A 15,964-nucleotide genomic window follows, 5' to 3' on the forward strand; every position below is an offset into this window, starting at 1 on the left:
GTGTTAAAGTGTTTCTTTACGGAATTACTGTGGTACTACTTTAAAAATAGTGTTCCGTGGTTAATCCAATTGATCGGTTAGTTTTTTAAAGACCACTTTGGCTTCTTTCCCTTCGTATAAAATTTGATACACAGCATCAATAATTGGTGTTTTTGCTCCGTAACCTTGATTGAGTTTGTAAGCGCTTTTTACGGCATAATAGCCTTCAGCTACCATACTCATTTCCATCATGGCCGATTTTACAGTGTAGCCTTTTCCGATCATGTTGCCAAACATTCTATTTCTAGAGAAAACAGAGTAACCCGTAACCAATAAATCACCCAAATAGGCAGAATCATTGATGTTTCGTTTCATTTTGTGCACTTTTCGGATAAACTTTTTCATTTCTCGAATGGCATTACTCATAATAACCGACTGAAAGTTATCGCCATACCCCAAACCATGGGCGATTCCTGCTGCTATAGCGTAGATATTTTTAAGCATTGCCGCGTATTCGGTACCAATAATATCATCAGAAATCTTGCTTTTGATATAATTACCAGACAAATTTTGGGCTACAAATTTAGCTTTATCGGCATCGCTACAAGCAATGGTTAAGTAGGAAAGGCGTTCCAATGCTACTTCTTCAGCATGACAAGGCCCTGTAATTACTCCAATGTTGTAATAGGGTATGTCGTATTGAACATGAAAATGTTCCCCTACAATTAAACTGGTTTCTGGGACGATACCTTTAATAGCAGAAAAAATAATTTTATCTTGTAAAGGAAGGGTGATTTTGGCTAATTCTCCATCTAAAAAAGCCGAAGGAATGGCAAAAATAAGATAGTCGGCGTAGCTTACGGCTTCATTAATATTCGAGGTAAGTAAAAGTTTTTGGGTATCGAATTCAACTGAACTTAAATAATTCGGATTGTGTTTAAAGTTTTTTATGTGGTCAATTGCATTTTCATTTCTCATATACCAGCAAATCTCTTCCTGGTTCACACATAGCATTTTAGCGATAGCAGTAGCCCAACTTCCACCACCAATTACTGCAAATTTTAATTTATCGGCCATTTTTTTATTAAATTTTATCAAAAGTACTCAAAATACTAGTAATTACACAAATTAATTTTGTGAGTGCCTTTAAATCAATGTCAAGTAAGCGTGTGGAAATCTTTATTCGTTTTGATAAAAAAAGTTAGCTTACTGCATAATATAAATACTATTGTTGCGTTGTAAGTGATTAATAATTAGGATCTTGATGGTTTTGATTATTATTTGGTTTAGTTAGTTTTGTTTTTAGTTATTGAAAAAGGCGTTTTACTTAGTGTAAAACGCCTTTTATTATTGATGCTTTTTTGAATTAATAACTAGCAGTAACAATTTCTCTAACTTTCTCAGGAGTAATGTTTTGTTTTTCTCCTAAGCCCTTCCAACCTCTTTCTTCAAATCTTTTTGCTATAAAATCGGCTGTTTTATCGAAATCTTGGGTGTAGTTAGACAATTGGGTTTGCATTCCCATTGTATGAAAGAAGGCAACAGTTTTGTTGATAGCTACTTTAGCCATTTCGTCTTCGCTTCCAGTTAGATTAAAAATACGTTGACCATATTGGGCCAATTTGGCTTTTTTCGTTTCAAACATTACCTTGTATAGGTTAGGACCAATTATCGCCAATGTTCTAGCGTGATCAATTCCATACAAAGCCGTTAATTCGTGTCCAATCATGTGTGTAGCCCAGTCGCTAGGAACTCCTTTTTGGATTAGTCCGTTGAGTGCCATAGTACAGCTCCACATAAAGTTTGAGGCCAAAGCATAATCTGTAGGGTCCTCTACTACTTTTGGTCCGATTTCGATTAGGGTTTGCAAAATACTTTCGGAAATACGGTCTTGTAAATAACCTTCATGTGGATAGGTCAGGTATTGCTCTAATACGTGAGTGTAGGCATCTACAACGCCGTTTTGTAATTGACGCTTTGGCAATGAAACAATCACTGTTGGGTCACAAATGGAAAATTTAGGAAACAAAGCACTTCCGCCAAACGCTAATTTTTCTTGTGTGGCTTCAATTGTTACAACAGAGCCTGAATTCATTTCTGATCCTGTAGCTGGAATTGTTAGGACAGTACCGAAAGGAACTACTTTGCTAAGGTCTTTGATGAGTAAGCGTTTCTGTAAAATATCCATCGGGTTGCCTTCAAAATGTACAGCTGCCGATATGAATTTCACGCCATCAATGACGCTACCGCCACCTACTGCCAAAATAAAATCGATATTTTGTTCTTTGATTACCGCTACCGCTTTCATCAATGTTTCGTAATGAGGATTTGGTTCAATACCACCAAATTCAACAATATTACGATCTAGAAGCGCTGCTTTTACTTGATCATAAATACCATTTTTGAAGATACTGCCTCCTCCGTAAGCAATCAGGATTTTTGCTTCTGTAGGAATCAAGGTCGCTATTTTTTCTATTTGTCCTTTTCCGAAAATTAAATTCGTAGGATTGTATAATTCGAAGTTTAACATGATTTTTTTTTAAAGAGTTACTAAGATACTAAGATTCTGAGTTTTTAAAGCACATTTAAATCTTAGTAACTTAGCTTCTCAGCGTTTTAGAGACGTTCTATTATTTTTTTGAATGCAATTGAGCCAATAATTTTTCAGCAACTAATTTTGATGAAGCAGGATTTTGTCCTGTAATCAATAAACCATCTTCTAGGGCGTAGGATTGCCAATCGCCAGCTTTACTGTAAGAACCACCATTTTTTTGTAACATATCTTCCACCAAAAAAGGTACGACATTGGTCAATCCCACGGCTTCTTCTTCGGAGTTCGTAAAACCAGTCACTTTTTTACCTTTAACCAAGAAATGGCCATTTACTTTTACGTTTTTTAAGGCAGCAGGTGCATGACATACAAATGCTACTGGTTTATTTTGTGTGTAAAAAGTAGCAATTAAGTCTGAAGAAGTTGTATCCTCGGCCAAATCCCATAATGGACCGTGACCTCCAGGGTAAAAAACAGCATCGTAATCTGCAGGATTAATAGTGGCTAGTTTTTTGGTGTTTTTTAGTTTTTCTAAAACTACAGCATCTGCATCAAATCGTTTAGTATCCTCAGTTGCTGATGCAGGATCGGCACTTTTTGGGTCAATTGGTGGTTGTCCTCCCAGTGGTGAAGCAATATCAATTTGAACACCTTTGTCGGCCAATGCATAATAGGGAGCAGCAAATTCTTCTGTCCAAAATCCTGTTTTTTCTCCTGTGTTACCCAATTGATCGTGGCTGGTCACTACAAATAATACTTTTTTCATCTTTTTATTTTGTTTTTGTGCAGTTGCTACAAAGCAACTCAAGGTTACTACTAGAATCGTTAATAAGGTTGTTTTTATCATCGCTTGTTTTAATTTGAGACTGCAAATTTATAGCGAATATGGTATTAGTAAAAATAATTTAAATTATGTTTGTGATAAATATATTTATAGCAATGGTAAATTTAGAATGGTATCGCACGTTTAAATCAGTATATAAAAACGGAAATTTTTCGTTAGCTGCTAAGGAGTTGTTCATTAGTCAGCCTGCAGTCAGTCAGCAAATTGCTATGCTTGAAGCCCATGTAGGATATACATTGTTCAACCGTAAATCAAAAGGGGTGGTGCCTACGGAATACGCAAAGTTACTCAATAACTTAATCATTGATGCTTTGGATCGCTTAGAAAATGTAGAAAACGGTTTTAGGGCTAAGGCCTTCAATACTAATCGGTTATTGTCTATTGGAATTTCTAAGCATTTGTTGGGCTGTTTTGGTAGTTCATTAGTATCAAAATTTGATTTTATTGACTTCACTTTTGGCACTAACGAGGAGTTATTTGATTTAGTAAATTCCAAAAAAATAGATTTTGCGATAGTAACCAAACAGTACGATACTTTTGACACGCTACAGCAGCAATTAGGTGAAATAAAACAAGTCGTTGTGGCTACTCCAGATATTGATCTTCAAATCGTAAAAGAAAATATTACTGTCAATGATTTGGTGGCTATAGAACATTGGATGAACGATCAGAAGTGGTACAGTCATGACTCTGGAATACCGCACATTAAGCTATTTTGGTTACATGTTTTTAATAAAAAAAGACCTGCCATCATAGCCAATTATATCATTCCATCAGAAAATGAAATGATTGCAATTCTTGCTCAAAACACGGGTATAAGTGTGGTTTGGGACTGTAATGTTGCATCAAAGATTCAGGACAAAGAGTTACAGTTGGTATGGGACAGTCCCAAAATGCCTACTACACCTGTATTTTTATTGTCAGGAAAGAATGATAATTTAAATGCTATTGCTCAAGAAATAGCTGTTGTTGTAAAAGTGGTTTTGGAATAATTATTTCTTGTAAAAATTATTATGATCTAGATATTCCCACACGTTATGCGGTAATAATGGGCGAATGTTTTTGCCTTTTTTGATGCAATTGCGAATAAAAGTAGCCGAAATTTCAACAACTGGGGCATCTATGATTTTGATTTTGGGATGATTGGCAAAAGAGGGGTTTTCGGCTCCAGTATCAATTGCTTTTTGGTTGTTTTCTATGGCTTCGATTCTCGGATAGACATAAATGGAATAATGCTCTAAAATGGCTTCATAGTTTTTCCATTTGTGCAACGATTTTAAGTTGTCTTCGCCCATGATTAAAGCAAACTCGTTTTCTGGATATTTCTCTTGTAAATGTACCAGTGTGGTAATCGTATAATTGGGTTGCGGTAATTTAAATTCGATATCCGAAGGCTTTATTTTTGTATAAGTATCAGTGGCCAAATGCACCATATGTAACCGATGATAATCATCTAGCAAAGTACTTTTCTTTTTTAGCGGATTGTGTGGTGTTACTACCATCCAGATTTGGTCCAAATCGGTATGTTCTGCCATATGATTGGCAATAATCAAATGGCCCACATGAATGGGATTAAAAGTACCGAAATATAGTCCGATTTTCATTTAACTTAGTAACTAGTGATTAGTAAAAAGTAATTAGTTTTTGAGTGTTTTCCAAAAAGCATTAATCATTTTAGATTCTTCCTCTATTTGGCTTAGAATTTCTGTGTACAAAGTTTCATTTGTTATAAAACCAAGTTCATTAGCAATTAGTAGCTGAGTTTCAATTTCGAATAGTGAACCTCTTGAAATATCTAAAAAATGACTAAATGATCTATCTGTATTTCTTTCATAACCTTCAGCAATATTAGAAGGAATAGATACTGAAGCTCTTTTTAATTGACTTGTTAGAGCATATAATTCTTCCTGAGGAAATGATTTTACTAACTGATAAACTAAGCAGACTATTTTGATGCCTTTTTGCCAAATCAATAAATCTTTATATGATTTTATTTCCCCCATTTCAAGCTAATTACTTTTTACTAATCACTAGTTACTATTTACTAATCACTATTCAGAAACAAAATCCTTCACCAATTGATATGCTTCTTCAAGTGCTACAGGTAAATCATAGTTTTTGATAATCACATCAAATTGTGGAGCGGTAGCCAATTCTACTGAGGCTTTGGCAATGCGCATGTTGATTTTGTCTTCGCTTTCGGTAGAGCGTTCTTTGAGTCTTCTTTTCAATTCATCAACGCTTGGAGGTTTCACAAAAACAGCCAAGGTTTCTTCTGGAAATTTGTGTTTAATGCGCAATCCGCCAGCCACATCAATATCAAAAATCACATTTTTGCCCATAGCCCAAATGCGTTCCACTTCGCTTTTTAGTGTGCCATAGAAATTATCGCGATAGACTTCCTCCCATTCAACAAACTCTTCAGCTTTGATGTGTTTTTTGAATTGTTCCAATGACATAAAATAGTAATCCTTGCCATCTACTTCTTCGCCACGAGGTAAACGGGTTGCTGCCGAAATAGAAAATTCCAAATTCAAATCTTCTTTTCCTAATAAATGCCTAACGATTGTTGTTTTTCCTGAACCAGACGGAGCTGAAAAAACTATTAATTTTCCTTTTTTCATATTTTTAGTAATTAGTGATTAGTGAATAGTCATTAGCTAATTACTAATCACTATTCACTAGTTACTTATAATACATTCAGTACTTGCTCTTTAATTTTCTCCAATTCATCTTTCATTTGAACGACTAATTTCTGCATTTGAGCATGATTCGATTTAGATCCCATGGTGTTGATTTCTCTACCCATTTCTTGAGTAATAAAACCTAGTTTTCTACCATTGGCTTCAGTTCCTTTGATGGTGTCTAGGAAATAATCCAAATGGTTGGTTAAACGTACTTTTTCTTCGGTGATATCTAGCTTTTCTAGATAATAAATGAGCTCTTGTTCAAAACGATTTTCATCTACGTTGACTTGCAATTCGGCAATAGCGGTTTGTAAACGATCTTTGATGGCTTGCACACGTTCTGGGTCCAAAGCCAAGGCTTCGTTCATGAATTGACGAATGTTAGCAATACGCAATTGGAATTCCTTTTCTAACGAAAGGCCTTCGTCTCTTCGGAAATTCAATATGTTTTGCAACGCTTCTTCGATAACGGTTTGGATTTGCGCCCATTCGTTGGCATCGATTTCTTCGCGCTCTATTTTCATGGTATCTGGCATGCGTACGGCCATTTTCATCAATTCGGTTGCGTCAGCATCAGGATACACTTCACGCAATTGCTCGATGTAGGCTTTTACAATAGGAACATTTACTCGTGTGGAGGTTTGTTCTGCAGTACTTTCGATATAAATGGAGAAATCAACTTTACCTCTTTCTAGTTTTGAAGCAATTTGAGTACGAAGCCCCAATTCCATTTCACGGTATAAAGAGGGCATTCGGACACTTAAATCCAAGCCTTTGCTATTTAAGGATTTTACTTCTATAGAGATTTTTTTGGTAGGCAATTGCAAGGTTGCTTTGCCGAAACCCGTCATGGATTGTATCATAATTGTTGTAAAAAGCTGTAAAGATAACAAAAAGTTATTTGTGTGTTTTTGAGCGAAGGCTATTAATTAGCATCCGTTTCTTGAGAAGTTTTCATTGTTACTAGATAGACACCAGAAAAAATCAATATTGCAGCACCAATTTTGACCCAGTTGAGTTGGTCTTTGCCTAGTCCTATCGCAAAAATGGAAGCAAAAAGAGGTTGTAAGTAAATGAAAACGGCCACCGTGGTAGGTTTTAATTCTTTCATCGAAAGTAAATTCAATAAATACGTCAAGAAGGTAGAAACCACGACGACAAAAGTAATTTTATAATAAATAGATAAAGGAATAGTTTGCCATTGTACAGCCTCCAATTCGCTCCATCCAAAAGGAAGAACCATGATGAAGCCCAAAAGATAAATCCATTTGACAAAGGTAAAAGCATGGTAGGTATGCATTAGTTTTTTGACAAGGATCAAGTAAAAAGCATACGAAATGGCATTGACTAATACCAAAAAGTTGCCCAGTCCAGCATCAGAGGTGGCGCCAATGGATTTGCGATACAGAATCAAAAATGTGGTACCAAGTAATCCGAGAACAATACCAAGAATCATTCTTTTCTTTAAGCGTTCTTTCATTATAATTGCTGATAAAACCAGTACAATCATTGGTGTAGAAACCATAATTACCGCCGCCGAAATGGGAGAAGTAAGGCTTAATCCTTTGAAAAAGGTAAGCATATTAAGGGCTACGCCAAAAAAAGCTGCAGCAAAAATCCTTAGAAAATCTTGAGGAGCAATTTTTTCTTTAGGCATAAAAAGCCAAGTGAGCCAAAACAAAAGGCTCGAACCTCCAACGCGTAAAACAATAAAACCGAAAGCATCGATGTACAATGGCATTACATCCTTGGCAATGGTAAACGTTACACCGTAGATGATCGAAACGATAGTGGCACCAACTAAGGCAAGATTTCTTTTAGACATGGAGAGCTAGATGAACTTGATGTATGTTTTGTTGACTATTGCCAATATAAATTTTGTCATTAATAATAAATACCGGTCGGCTCAAAAAGGTATAATGCTCCAAAATGTATTTTTTAAAATCGTCCTCGGTAAGGTTTTGATTTTTTAAATTCATCGACTTGTACAATTGTGCTTTTTTGCTAAACAATGCTTCGTAACTTCCTGAAAGGCGATGCATTTCCTCTAATTCTTCAATAGTTATTGGGTTTTGTTTGATGTCGTGAAAGGCTAAATTGTGGTTTGCAGGCAAGGCCTTTATGATTTTTCTGCAGGTATCGCAAGAAGCTAAATAGTATATTTTGTTCATGTTGTTGACTTTTTATGGTTACAAAGGAAAATCATTTCTACTAAAAATGAGTATTTTTATCCAAAAAATAAAAACTATGAATGCAGTATTTGAGTTGACAGCAACGAGCCGAAAAATGGTAGCTCCTTTTCTAGAAAAATATACTTTAGAGCAATTAAATGAAATTCCCAAAGGATTTTCTAATAATTTAATTTGGAATATTGCTCATATTGTAGTTACCCAACAATTATTAGTTTACAAATTATCAGGTTTACCCATGCAAGTTTCAGACGAAATGGTAGAGAAATATAAAAAAGGAACCAAACCTGAGCATACTGTTACTGCTGAAGAAGTAGCAGAAATTAAAGCCTTACTTTTTTCAACGGTAGAGCAAATGAAAAATGATTACGAAAACAACGTTTTTGAAAAGTATACAGAATACCCTACATCAACTGGATTCATATTGCACAATGTAGAAGAAGCCATGACCTTTAATGCTTTTCACGAAGGATTACACCTTGGAATCATGATGAGTATTAGAAAATTTTTGTAAAACATCACCACGGAATCACTAGAAATGCTTTGAGATCTTTCAGGTTTTGAAGCATTTTTTATTTGATCAATAGATAGTTGTGTATGGTGGTATACGGAAGAAATAATTCTTTAGGTCCTTCAGCATAAGCAGCGGCTTCGTATTGATTGTAATATAACAGTAATCCATCGCTGGTAAAAAATATATTTTTGGGTAATTGAAAGGTGTCGTCTTCAAATAAGCCACCTGTTTGATTGATGTTTCCAGTCAACGGAATATTGTATTTGATGCGAAACTTTTTTTCAACCATTTTTTTGAACGCATCATAATCTTTGAAAAGACTTCTGTTGGTGATTTTTTTTCCAGTAGCGGGATCGAATAGTAATGATTGTTTGCCTTCAAAACCATGTGCGCCTCCTGTAAAAGTATAATGGTTAATTTCTAAATTAATAATAGCCTTGGAACGATACGTAACTTCGCCTTCGATTTTGGCATCCCAACCAAAAGTAGAGTTTGGATATTCGTCTCTAGTGCTTTCAAAAGAGGAGATGAATGCTTTTGTTAAACCCTCATAATCATTTTCAGCAACAGGATTTTCGTTAACGTATACTAATTCTTTGACCACTCCAAATACTTTTTTGTTGATGCTATCAGCGGCAATAGAATTACTAGTGGCGAACGGGATTTGTAATTTTATTTCGGTGCAATTTTCTTTACAGAGGATAGTGCTTTTCTCTTTGAATTCTTTTGTGGAAAATTCTAATTCATTGGAGCAAGCACTTAAAATGAGGATCAAAAAAACGCAAAGTATTCTTATAGTCATGGATAAAAAACTGTTGATTACACTCAAAGGTAGCTCAGTTATAACTTGTATTCTCATTATTTAACGGTAAATTTGCATTTTTAAAACTAATAGATCTATTCTTAACAAAAAGATATTATGAATTTTCTATGGTTACCATTATTGCTTGTGTCTATTATGTATTGCTTTGACGATCAGTAGTATTTGTGGTTTTGGGTAACTCTTTTTTATTTAGACCTAAAGTTCGTTCAACAAAAAAATAAAAACAATTATAGTTATGAAATTCAATACTAAAGCAATTCATGGTGGACAACATCATGATCCTGCCACAGGAGCAGTGATGCCGCCGGTGTATCAAACCTCTACTTTTGTACAAACTAGTCCGGGGCAGCCATTGAATCCTGAATACGAATATAGCAGGGCGGCAAACCCAACACGATCAGCCTTGGAACAGGCCTTGGCGAGTATTGAAAACGGTACACGCGGTTTGGCTTTTTCTTCAGGATTAGCGGCAACAGATTGTGTGTTGCGTTCCTTCAAGGCCGGGGATGAAATTATCGCTATGGATGATTTGTATGGCGGAACGTATAGAATGTTTACCCGTATTTATAAAGATTCTGGCATCAGATTTCATTTTGTTGACATGAATGATTTGGAAAAATTTCAATCTTTAATCAACGAAAACACTAAATTGGTTTGGGTAGAAACGCCTACTAATCCGTTGATGAAATTAGCGGATATTGCAGCAATTGCTCAAATTACTAAAGCTAAGAATATTCTTTTTGCGGTAGATAATACGTTTGCAACCCCTTATTTGCAAAAACCTTTAGATCTTGGAGCCGATATTGTAATGCATTCTGCAACCAAATATTTAGGTGGTCATTCGGATGTGATTGCTGGAGCTTTGATTGTGAAAGACGAAGCATTGGGTGATCAATTGCATTTTCAACAGTTTGCTACCGGAGCCACTTTGGGGCCAATGGATAGTTTTTTGGTGTTAAGAGGTATTAAAACTTTGCATTTACGTGTGCAAAGACATTGTGAAAATGGCGAAAAAGTAGTAGCTTTTTTAAATTCACATCCTAAGATTAAAACAGTATATTATCCAGGTTTGCCAGAGCATCCGTTTCATGAAATAGCCAAAAAGCAAATGAGTGGTTTTGGCGGAATGGTCTCCTTTACCTTTCAGTCTGAAAAGAAAGAAGATGCAATCGCATTTTTAGAAAAGCTGAAAGTGTTTACTTTGGCAGAATCATTAGGTGGAGTAGAATCGTTGGCAAATCACCCCGCTTTAATGACGCATGCGTCTATCCCTGAAGAGAAGAGAAAAGAAGTAGGAATTACCGATGATTTGGTGCGACTAAGTGTTGGTATTGAAGACGTATCGGATTTGATTGCCGATTTAGAACAAGCATTAGTATAGTTCCGAATTATGATATAAAAAAAGCTCAATTTTAAAATTGAGCTTTTTTTATTAGAATTCTAGGTAATGGATATAACCAATATTAAAACCAACCAACCAATCATTGGACTTATTCTCTTTATAAATATCTTTATTCGGATTCAGTCCATCCACCCAGTCCGATGTAAAATATTGAAAACGGAGGTCAACTAGTAAGTCACTCATTCTACCCAGTTTGTATCTTGTACCTACTCCAGCAACCACAGACACAACCGATTTGCTTTCGGTAGAAAAACCATGCGGTCTTCCGTCAGAAGGGGTTAGGTATTTGGGAAACGTAGTACTTGCCAGCCCTAAAGGGCCTAATGTAGAAGAGGCTTTTGTGTCATAAAAACTATAAGTAAGTCCTAAGCTAGCATAAGGGCCAAAAGTACCAATACTGTTTTCGAAATCATGGATTTTGATGAAGTTAAATTCTGCTTGTACACCAAGATTAATTATTCTGGATGAGCCGGACATGGCTTTAAGTTGTTCTTTTCCTATCGAAGGTTTGCCCTCATCTACCCATTTACCAAAATGATTAAAGTTGGTGGTGGCATAGGATACTTCAGATCTTATTTTAAAATGTTCAGAAAAAAAACGCTCATTATCTGCTCTAGATGAAAAGTTTAAGTAGTGAACAAAACCGATGGAATGACCTGAATTGCCTACATTGGTTTCCATGTCGCCACGCTCTCCATAATCGGATTTAAAAACAATAGGACCGGTTAGTATTCCTATTTCATGCGAGGTATTCCATTGTGCCGAAGCTATAAAAGTACTGAAGAGCACTAGTAGTAAAGATAAAATATATTTTTTGAACATTTGTGGCATTTTAATTGCGCGCAAATATATAAAATCTATTAACACTTAAAGAGGGGTAAAAAGTTAAACCTTTAATTATTAGTTAAATTTAATTTTCTTTACACATACTACAACGATTTCGTAAAAAGTATGCGTTTATATTAGTATTTATTTATAAATGCTTGTATAAAAGATAATTTTATGCATTTTTAGAAAAAAATAGGTCAAATTTATCATTTTGATTTATATTTGTAATCATTAACAATGCGTTTTTAACGTCTTTATAATCATACTATCATGTCACAAAGTATTACTAATTTTATCGATTCGGTTACAAAAAAGAATCCGAACGAAACTGAGTTTTTGCAAGCTGTATTAGAAGTGGCAGAAACGGTAATTCCTTTTATCGAAGAAAATAAAAAATACCAAAACAAAATGCTTTTGGAGCGCATGGTGGAGCCAGAGCGTGTTATCATGTTTAGAGTTACTTGGCTTGATGATAAAGGGGAAACACAAGTAAATCGCGGTTACCGTATTCAAATGAATTCGGCTATCGGACCTTACAAAGGTGGTTTGCGTTTTCACCCATCGGTAAATTTAAGTATCTTGAAATTTTTAGCTTTTGAACAAACGTTCAAAAACAGTTTGACTACTTTGCCAATGGGCGGTGGTAAAGGTGGTTCTGATTTTGATCCGAAAGGAAAATCAGATAACGAAATCATGAAATTCTGTCAAAGTTTTATGACCGAATTATCGAAACATATTGGTGCTGATACTGACGTTCCTGCTGGAGATATTGGTGTTGGTGGAAGAGAAGTTGGGTATTTATTTGGTCAATACAAAAGATTGAGAAATGAATTTACAGGTGTATTAACTGGTAAAGGTATTTCTTTCGGAGGTTCTTTAATTCGTCCAGAAGCTACTGGTTACGGAACAGTATACTTTGCACAAAGTATGTTGAAAACAAAAGGGGATTCTTTTGAAGGAAAAACTGTTGTTATTTCTGGTTCTGGAAACGTTGCTCAATTTGCTACTCAAAAAGCAACTCAATTAGGTGGTAAAGTTGTTACTTTATCTGATTCTGCTGGGTATATTTATGATGCAGACGGAATTGATGCCGATAAATTAGCTTTCGTAATGGAGTTGAAAAACGAATTACGTGGAAGAATTAGCGAATATGTTGCTAAATATCCAAATGCTAAATATGTGGCAGGGAAACGTCCTTGGGAAGTAAAATGTGATATTGCTTTGCCTTGTGCGACTCAAAATGAATTAAACGGTGAAGAAGCAGCTCTTTTATTAGCTAACGGATGTATTGCAGTGGCGGAAGGTGCTAATATGCCTTCTACTCCAGAAGCTGTAACCGCTTTCCAAAATGCTAAAATTTTATTTGCTCCAGGTAAAGCTTCTAATGCTGGTGGTGTTGCTACTTCTGGTTTAGAAATGTCTCAAAACTCATTGCGTTTGAGCTGGACTGCTGAAGAAGTAGACGAGAAATTATACAATATCATGTTGAATATCCACGCTTCATGTGTACAGTATGGTACCGAAGCCAACGGATTTGTTGATTATGTGAAAGGTGCTAATATTGCTGGATTCGTAAAAGTAGCCGACGCTATGTTGGCTCAAGGAGTAGTATAATTGTTTCCTTAATAGTATGGAATGCCTTCTTCCGGTAACGGTTGAAGGCATTTTTTTATTCTATAGAATCAAAATCAAAAACTTTCGTTTATACTATATTTGTAATTCATTTGAAGAAGATCATGAATAGAGTAGTAGTGCTTTTTTGCCTTTTGTTAACCTTTCATTTTGGTGCTGCTCAAAGTCAGGAGTCTTGGCAAGGCTATTTTTCATTTAACGAAATTAAAGATATTGCTTCAAATGGAGAAAGTACTTTATTTGCAGCCTCCGAAAACGCGCTTTTGACTAAAAATACCGTTTCAAATACCACTAAAATTACCACTACGGTAGATGGATTGTCGGGATTGACCATTTCGGCCTTATATCATGCCGCTAGTTTTAATAAGACCATTATTGGGTACGAAAATGGCCTTTTGATTGTGGTTGATGAAAAAGACGGAAGAATTTCTAAAGTTGTCGATATTGTAAACAAACAATTGCCAGTTGAGATCAAAAAAATCAACCATTTTTTAGAATATCAAGGGATCTTATACGTTTCTTGTGATTTTGGAATAGTGCAATTTAACTTAAAAACACTGCTTTTTGGAGATACTTATTTTATAGGCGATGTAGGGAAAGAAATCTCGGTACGACAAACGGCTGTTTTTAATGGAGTGCTGTATGCTGCAACTGAAAAGGGTATTAGAGCAGCAAGTGTCACGAATCCAAATTTAAACGATTACAAACAATGGTCCGTTTTAGCGCCGGATAATTGGGCGGGAATTACAGTATTTGGTAATGATTTATTTGCCGCTACCGTATCGGGTGGCTTGTCAAAATTCAATCTTATAACGTTTCTTCCAATTCAAAATTTTGGTGCGCCGATTGAAGATTTACGTTCAACGGAAACTTTTTTATTGGTCACTACCCCAAATCAGGTTACAGTTTTTGGAGCCAATATGCTGCAGTTAAAACAAATGAATAGCAATCAAATTTTGGATAAAAATCCCGTTTTTACTTGTGCTACCGTGTTAAACGCCACTTTGTTTTTGGGTACTAAAGATAATGGATTGCTTACTACAACTTTATCGTCTGGTGATTCAATTGAAGACGAAACTCCACCAGGACCTCTTCGAAATGCAATTTTTGCCTTTCAAGTTACACCTACTACGCTTTGGGCAGTTTTTGGTGGCTATACAGGGGATTATAACCCTTATTCTTATAACAATAGTGGGCCTAATTTATACGGCATTAGTCGACTCAATGCTCAAGGTTGGTCTGCAATTTCTCAGAATAAAGTATTAGGAGCCAAATCCATTTCGAGAGTGTTGATTGATCCCAAAGACGAAACAAAAGTATATGCAAGTTCTTTTTTTTCAGGGCTTTTAAAGATTGAAAATGAGGTGCCAATCCGATTATTTGATCAAACAAATTCTGGTTGGAATCCATATCTTTTTTAGGTCCCACTTATTTCGATGTTCGCATCAACGGAACTGCTTTTGATAAGTTAGGTAATCTTTGGTTAACCAATTCGAGAATCGAAAATGGACTAAAGGTTTTGAAAAGTAATGGCCAATGGCAAAGTTATTCCTTGAATACCATTGCTGAAAAAAGTATCGACGTCAGTATGGGACGAATGATTATTGATAAAAATAGTACTAAGTGGATCGCCTCTAATACCGATGGGGTGATTGCTTTTAGTGAAGTGGGTACACCTACGTTTAAGAAAATGACGTTAGGTACGGACAAGGGGAATCTTCCCACAACCGATGTTCGGGCATTGGCGATTGACAATAACAATCAGTTGTGGATTGGTACCACTAAAGGACTTCGGGTGTTGGCCAACGTAAATAGTTTTCAGAACTCGGCGCAACTGAGTGCAAAGCCTATCATTATCTTGGAAGATGGCGTAGCACAAGAGTTGTTATTTGAACAGTTTATCAATGCTATTGTAGTAGATGGAGCCAATAACAAATGGGTCGGAACGGCTGATTCGGGTGTTTTTCTACTCTCTTCCAATGGGCAAAAAACGATCTATCATTTTACTGTAAATAACTCACCATTGCCCAGTAATACTATAAATGATATTGGGATTAATACTGTCACAGGCGAAGTATTTATGGCTACCGCCAAGGGTATGGTTTCGTTCAAAGGAGTGGCCACAGGCGCTAGTGATTCTTTAAACAATGTGTATGTGTATCCCAATCCCGTTCGGCCAGAATTTAGTGGAACGGTAAAAATTGCAGGACTTTTAGATCGTGCCAATGTTAAAATAACTGATATTGAAGGTAATTTGGTCCACGAAGCCATTTCTGAAGGAGGAACTATCGAATGGGATACTACTGCTTTTGGAAAACACAAGGTCGCTTCGGGTGTGTATATGATTTTCATCTCAGCCGATGATGGAGTAGAAACCAAGGTGAAGAAGGTGATGATTATCAGGTAGAAATTCAAATTTTTAAATTCCAAATTCCAAACTCCAAAAGAATGTTTGTAAAAATAAAAAACATTATTTTTCTAATTTCGAATAACCATAGTTGGTTGCTATCGAATA

The 15,964-nt window shown here is 35.7% G+C and carries 15 protein-coding genes and 1 pseudogene; 5 read left to right on the plus strand and 11 right to left on the minus strand.

The genetic code is table 11. The features are described from left to right. Positions 1 to 60 precede the first annotated feature (60 nt). The 3 genes from AO58_RS0100310 to AO58_RS0100320 form a co-directional block, all read right to left on the minus strand. Positions 61 to 1,056 (minus strand): NAD(P)H-dependent glycerol-3-phosphate dehydrogenase, encoded by a 996-nt coding sequence (locus tag AO58_RS0100310; RefSeq protein WP_024979802.1) that lies wholly within the window; start codon positions 1,054 to 1,056, stop codon positions 61 to 63. A 289-nt stretch (positions 1,057 to 1,345) separates the two neighbouring features. Further along, complete coding sequence (locus tag AO58_RS0100315) at positions 1,346 to 2,509, minus strand: iron-containing alcohol dehydrogenase (RefSeq protein WP_024979803.1); 1,164 nt, start codon at positions 2,507 to 2,509, stop codon at positions 1,346 to 1,348. Between the two features lie 100 nt (positions 2,510 to 2,609). Then, entirely contained in the window at positions 2,610 to 3,377 is a 768-nt protein-coding gene (locus tag AO58_RS0100320; RefSeq protein ID WP_024979804.1) for a type 1 glutamine amidotransferase domain-containing protein, read from the minus strand. Positions 3,378 to 3,469: 92 nt separating this feature from the next. On the opposite strand from AO58_RS0100320, the gene AO58_RS0100325 reads away from it, so the two are divergent. Further along, positions 3,470 to 4,366, plus strand: a complete 897-nt coding sequence (locus tag AO58_RS0100325; RefSeq protein ID WP_024979805.1) for a LysR family transcriptional regulator — start codon at positions 3,470 to 3,472, stop codon at positions 4,364 to 4,366. On the opposite strand, the gene nadD is transcribed toward AO58_RS0100325, so the two are convergent. From nadD to AO58_RS0100355, 6 genes are all read right to left on the minus strand, one after another. Next, entirely contained in the window at positions 4,367 to 4,978 is a 612-nt protein-coding gene (gene nadD, locus AO58_RS0100330; protein ID WP_024979806.1) for a nicotinate (nicotinamide) nucleotide adenylyltransferase, read from the minus strand. A 33-nt stretch (positions 4,979 to 5,011) separates the two neighbouring features. Further along, positions 5,012 to 5,377, minus strand: a complete 366-nt coding sequence (locus AO58_RS0100335) for a four helix bundle protein (RefSeq protein WP_024979807.1) — start codon at positions 5,375 to 5,377, stop codon at positions 5,012 to 5,014. Positions 5,378 to 5,425: 48 nt separating this feature from the next. Further along, positions 5,426 to 5,998, minus strand: coding sequence for a guanylate kinase (gene gmk, locus AO58_RS0100340; RefSeq protein WP_024979808.1), 573 nt, complete (start codon positions 5,996 to 5,998; stop codon positions 5,426 to 5,428). A gap of 65 nt (positions 5,999 to 6,063) precedes the next feature. Next, a complete protein-coding gene (locus tag AO58_RS0100345) occupies positions 6,064 to 6,924 on the minus strand; it encodes a YicC/YloC family endoribonuclease (protein ID WP_035717179.1) in 861 nt (286 codons plus the stop codon). Positions 6,925 to 6,986: 62 nt separating this feature from the next. Further along, positions 6,987 to 7,886 (minus strand): DMT family transporter, encoded by a 900-nt coding sequence (locus AO58_RS0100350; protein WP_024979810.1) that lies wholly within the window; start codon positions 7,884 to 7,886, stop codon positions 6,987 to 6,989. Then, positions 7,879 to 8,232 carry an arsenate reductase family protein gene (locus tag AO58_RS0100355; protein ID WP_024979811.1) on the minus strand — a complete coding sequence of 118 codons (354 nt, stop codon included), beginning with the start codon at positions 8,230 to 8,232 and terminating at the stop codon, positions 7,879 to 7,881. Before AO58_RS0100355 ends, AO58_RS0100350 begins: the two co-directional genes overlap by 8 nt. A 76-nt stretch (positions 8,233 to 8,308) precedes the next feature. Here AO58_RS0100355 and AO58_RS0100360 point away from each other — a divergent pair, with 76 nt between their 5' ends. Beyond that, a complete protein-coding gene (locus tag AO58_RS0100360; RefSeq protein ID WP_024979812.1) occupies positions 8,309 to 8,764 on the plus strand; it encodes a DinB family protein in 456 nt (151 codons plus the stop codon). A 58-nt stretch (positions 8,765 to 8,822) separates the two neighbouring features. Here AO58_RS0100360 and AO58_RS0100365 read toward each other — a convergent pair whose 3' ends face one another. Then, positions 8,823 to 9,623 carry a DUF3298 and DUF4163 domain-containing protein gene (locus tag AO58_RS0100365; RefSeq protein WP_244530695.1) on the minus strand — a complete coding sequence of 267 codons (801 nt, stop codon included), beginning with the start codon at positions 9,621 to 9,623 and terminating at the stop codon, positions 8,823 to 8,825. 199 nt (positions 9,624 to 9,822) lie between these two features. On the opposite strand from AO58_RS0100365, the gene AO58_RS0100370 reads away from it, so the two are divergent. Beyond that, complete coding sequence (locus AO58_RS0100370; protein ID WP_024979814.1) at positions 9,823 to 10,968, plus strand: cystathionine gamma-synthase; 1,146 nt, start codon at positions 9,823 to 9,825, stop codon at positions 10,966 to 10,968. 51 nt (positions 10,969 to 11,019) lie between these two features. On the opposite strand, the gene AO58_RS0100375 is transcribed toward AO58_RS0100370, so the two are convergent. Beyond that, positions 11,020 to 11,811, minus strand: coding sequence for a THC0290_0291 family protein (locus tag AO58_RS0100375; protein WP_024979815.1), 792 nt, complete (start codon positions 11,809 to 11,811; stop codon positions 11,020 to 11,022). 276 nt (positions 11,812 to 12,087) lie between these two features. On the opposite strand from AO58_RS0100375, the gene gdhA reads away from it, so the two are divergent. Beyond that, complete coding sequence (gdhA, locus tag AO58_RS0100380) at positions 12,088 to 13,431, plus strand: NADP-specific glutamate dehydrogenase (RefSeq protein ID WP_024979816.1); 1,344 nt, start codon at positions 12,088 to 12,090, stop codon at positions 13,429 to 13,431. Positions 13,432 to 13,553: 122 nt separating this feature from the next. Continuing rightward, positions 13,554 to 15,856, plus strand: a pseudogene (gene porZ, locus AO58_RS18430) (type IX secretion system anionic LPS delivery protein PorZ). The last annotated feature ends 108 nt before the right edge of the window (positions 15,857 to 15,964 follow it).

The sequence above is a fragment of the Flavobacterium succinicans LMG 10402 genome (assembly GCF_000611675.1).
In the GTDB taxonomy this organism is placed as follows: Bacteria; Bacteroidota; Bacteroidia; order Flavobacteriales; family Flavobacteriaceae; genus Flavobacterium; species Flavobacterium succinicans.

Coding starts and splice junctions, on each gene's coding strand:
- AO58_RS0100310 (WP_024979802.1), bottom strand. CDS start 1,056: ATGGCCGATAAATTAAAATTTGCAGTAATTGGTGGTGGAAGTTGGGCT.
- AO58_RS0100315 (WP_024979803.1), bottom strand. CDS start 2,509: ATGTTAAACTTCGAATTATACAATCCTACGAATTTAATTTTCGGAAAA.
- AO58_RS0100320 (WP_024979804.1), bottom strand. CDS start 3,377: ATGATAAAAACAACCTTATTAACGATTCTAGTAGTAACCTTGAGTTGC.
- AO58_RS0100325 (WP_024979805.1), top strand. CDS start 3,470: ATGGTAAATTTAGAATGGTATCGCACGTTTAAATCAGTATATAAAAAC.
- nadD (WP_024979806.1), bottom strand. CDS start 4,978: ATGAAAATCGGACTATATTTCGGTACTTTTAATCCCATTCATGTGGGC.
- AO58_RS0100335 (WP_024979807.1), bottom strand. CDS start 5,377: ATGGGGGAAATAAAATCATATAAAGATTTATTGATTTGGCAAAAAGGC.
- gmk (WP_024979808.1), bottom strand. CDS start 5,998: ATGAAAAAAGGAAAATTAATAGTTTTTTCAGCTCCGTCTGGTTCAGGA.
- AO58_RS0100345 (WP_035717179.1), bottom strand. CDS start 6,924: ATGATACAATCCATGACGGGTTTCGGCAAAGCAACCTTGCAATTGCCT.
- AO58_RS0100350 (WP_024979810.1), bottom strand. CDS start 7,886: ATGTCTAAAAGAAATCTTGCCTTAGTTGGTGCCACTATCGTTTCGATC.
- AO58_RS0100355 (WP_024979811.1), bottom strand. CDS start 8,232: ATGAACAAAATATACTATTTAGCTTCTTGCGATACCTGCAGAAAAATC.
- AO58_RS0100360 (WP_024979812.1), top strand. CDS start 8,309: ATGAATGCAGTATTTGAGTTGACAGCAACGAGCCGAAAAATGGTAGCT.
- AO58_RS0100365 (WP_244530695.1), bottom strand. CDS start 9,623: ATGAGAATACAAGTTATAACTGAGCTACCTTTGAGTGTAATCAACAGT.
- AO58_RS0100370 (WP_024979814.1), top strand. CDS start 9,823: ATGAAATTCAATACTAAAGCAATTCATGGTGGACAACATCATGATCCT.
- AO58_RS0100375 (WP_024979815.1), bottom strand. CDS start 11,811: ATGTTCAAAAAATATATTTTATCTTTACTACTAGTGCTCTTCAGTACT.
- gdhA (WP_024979816.1), top strand. CDS start 12,088: ATGTCACAAAGTATTACTAATTTTATCGATTCGGTTACAAAAAAGAAT.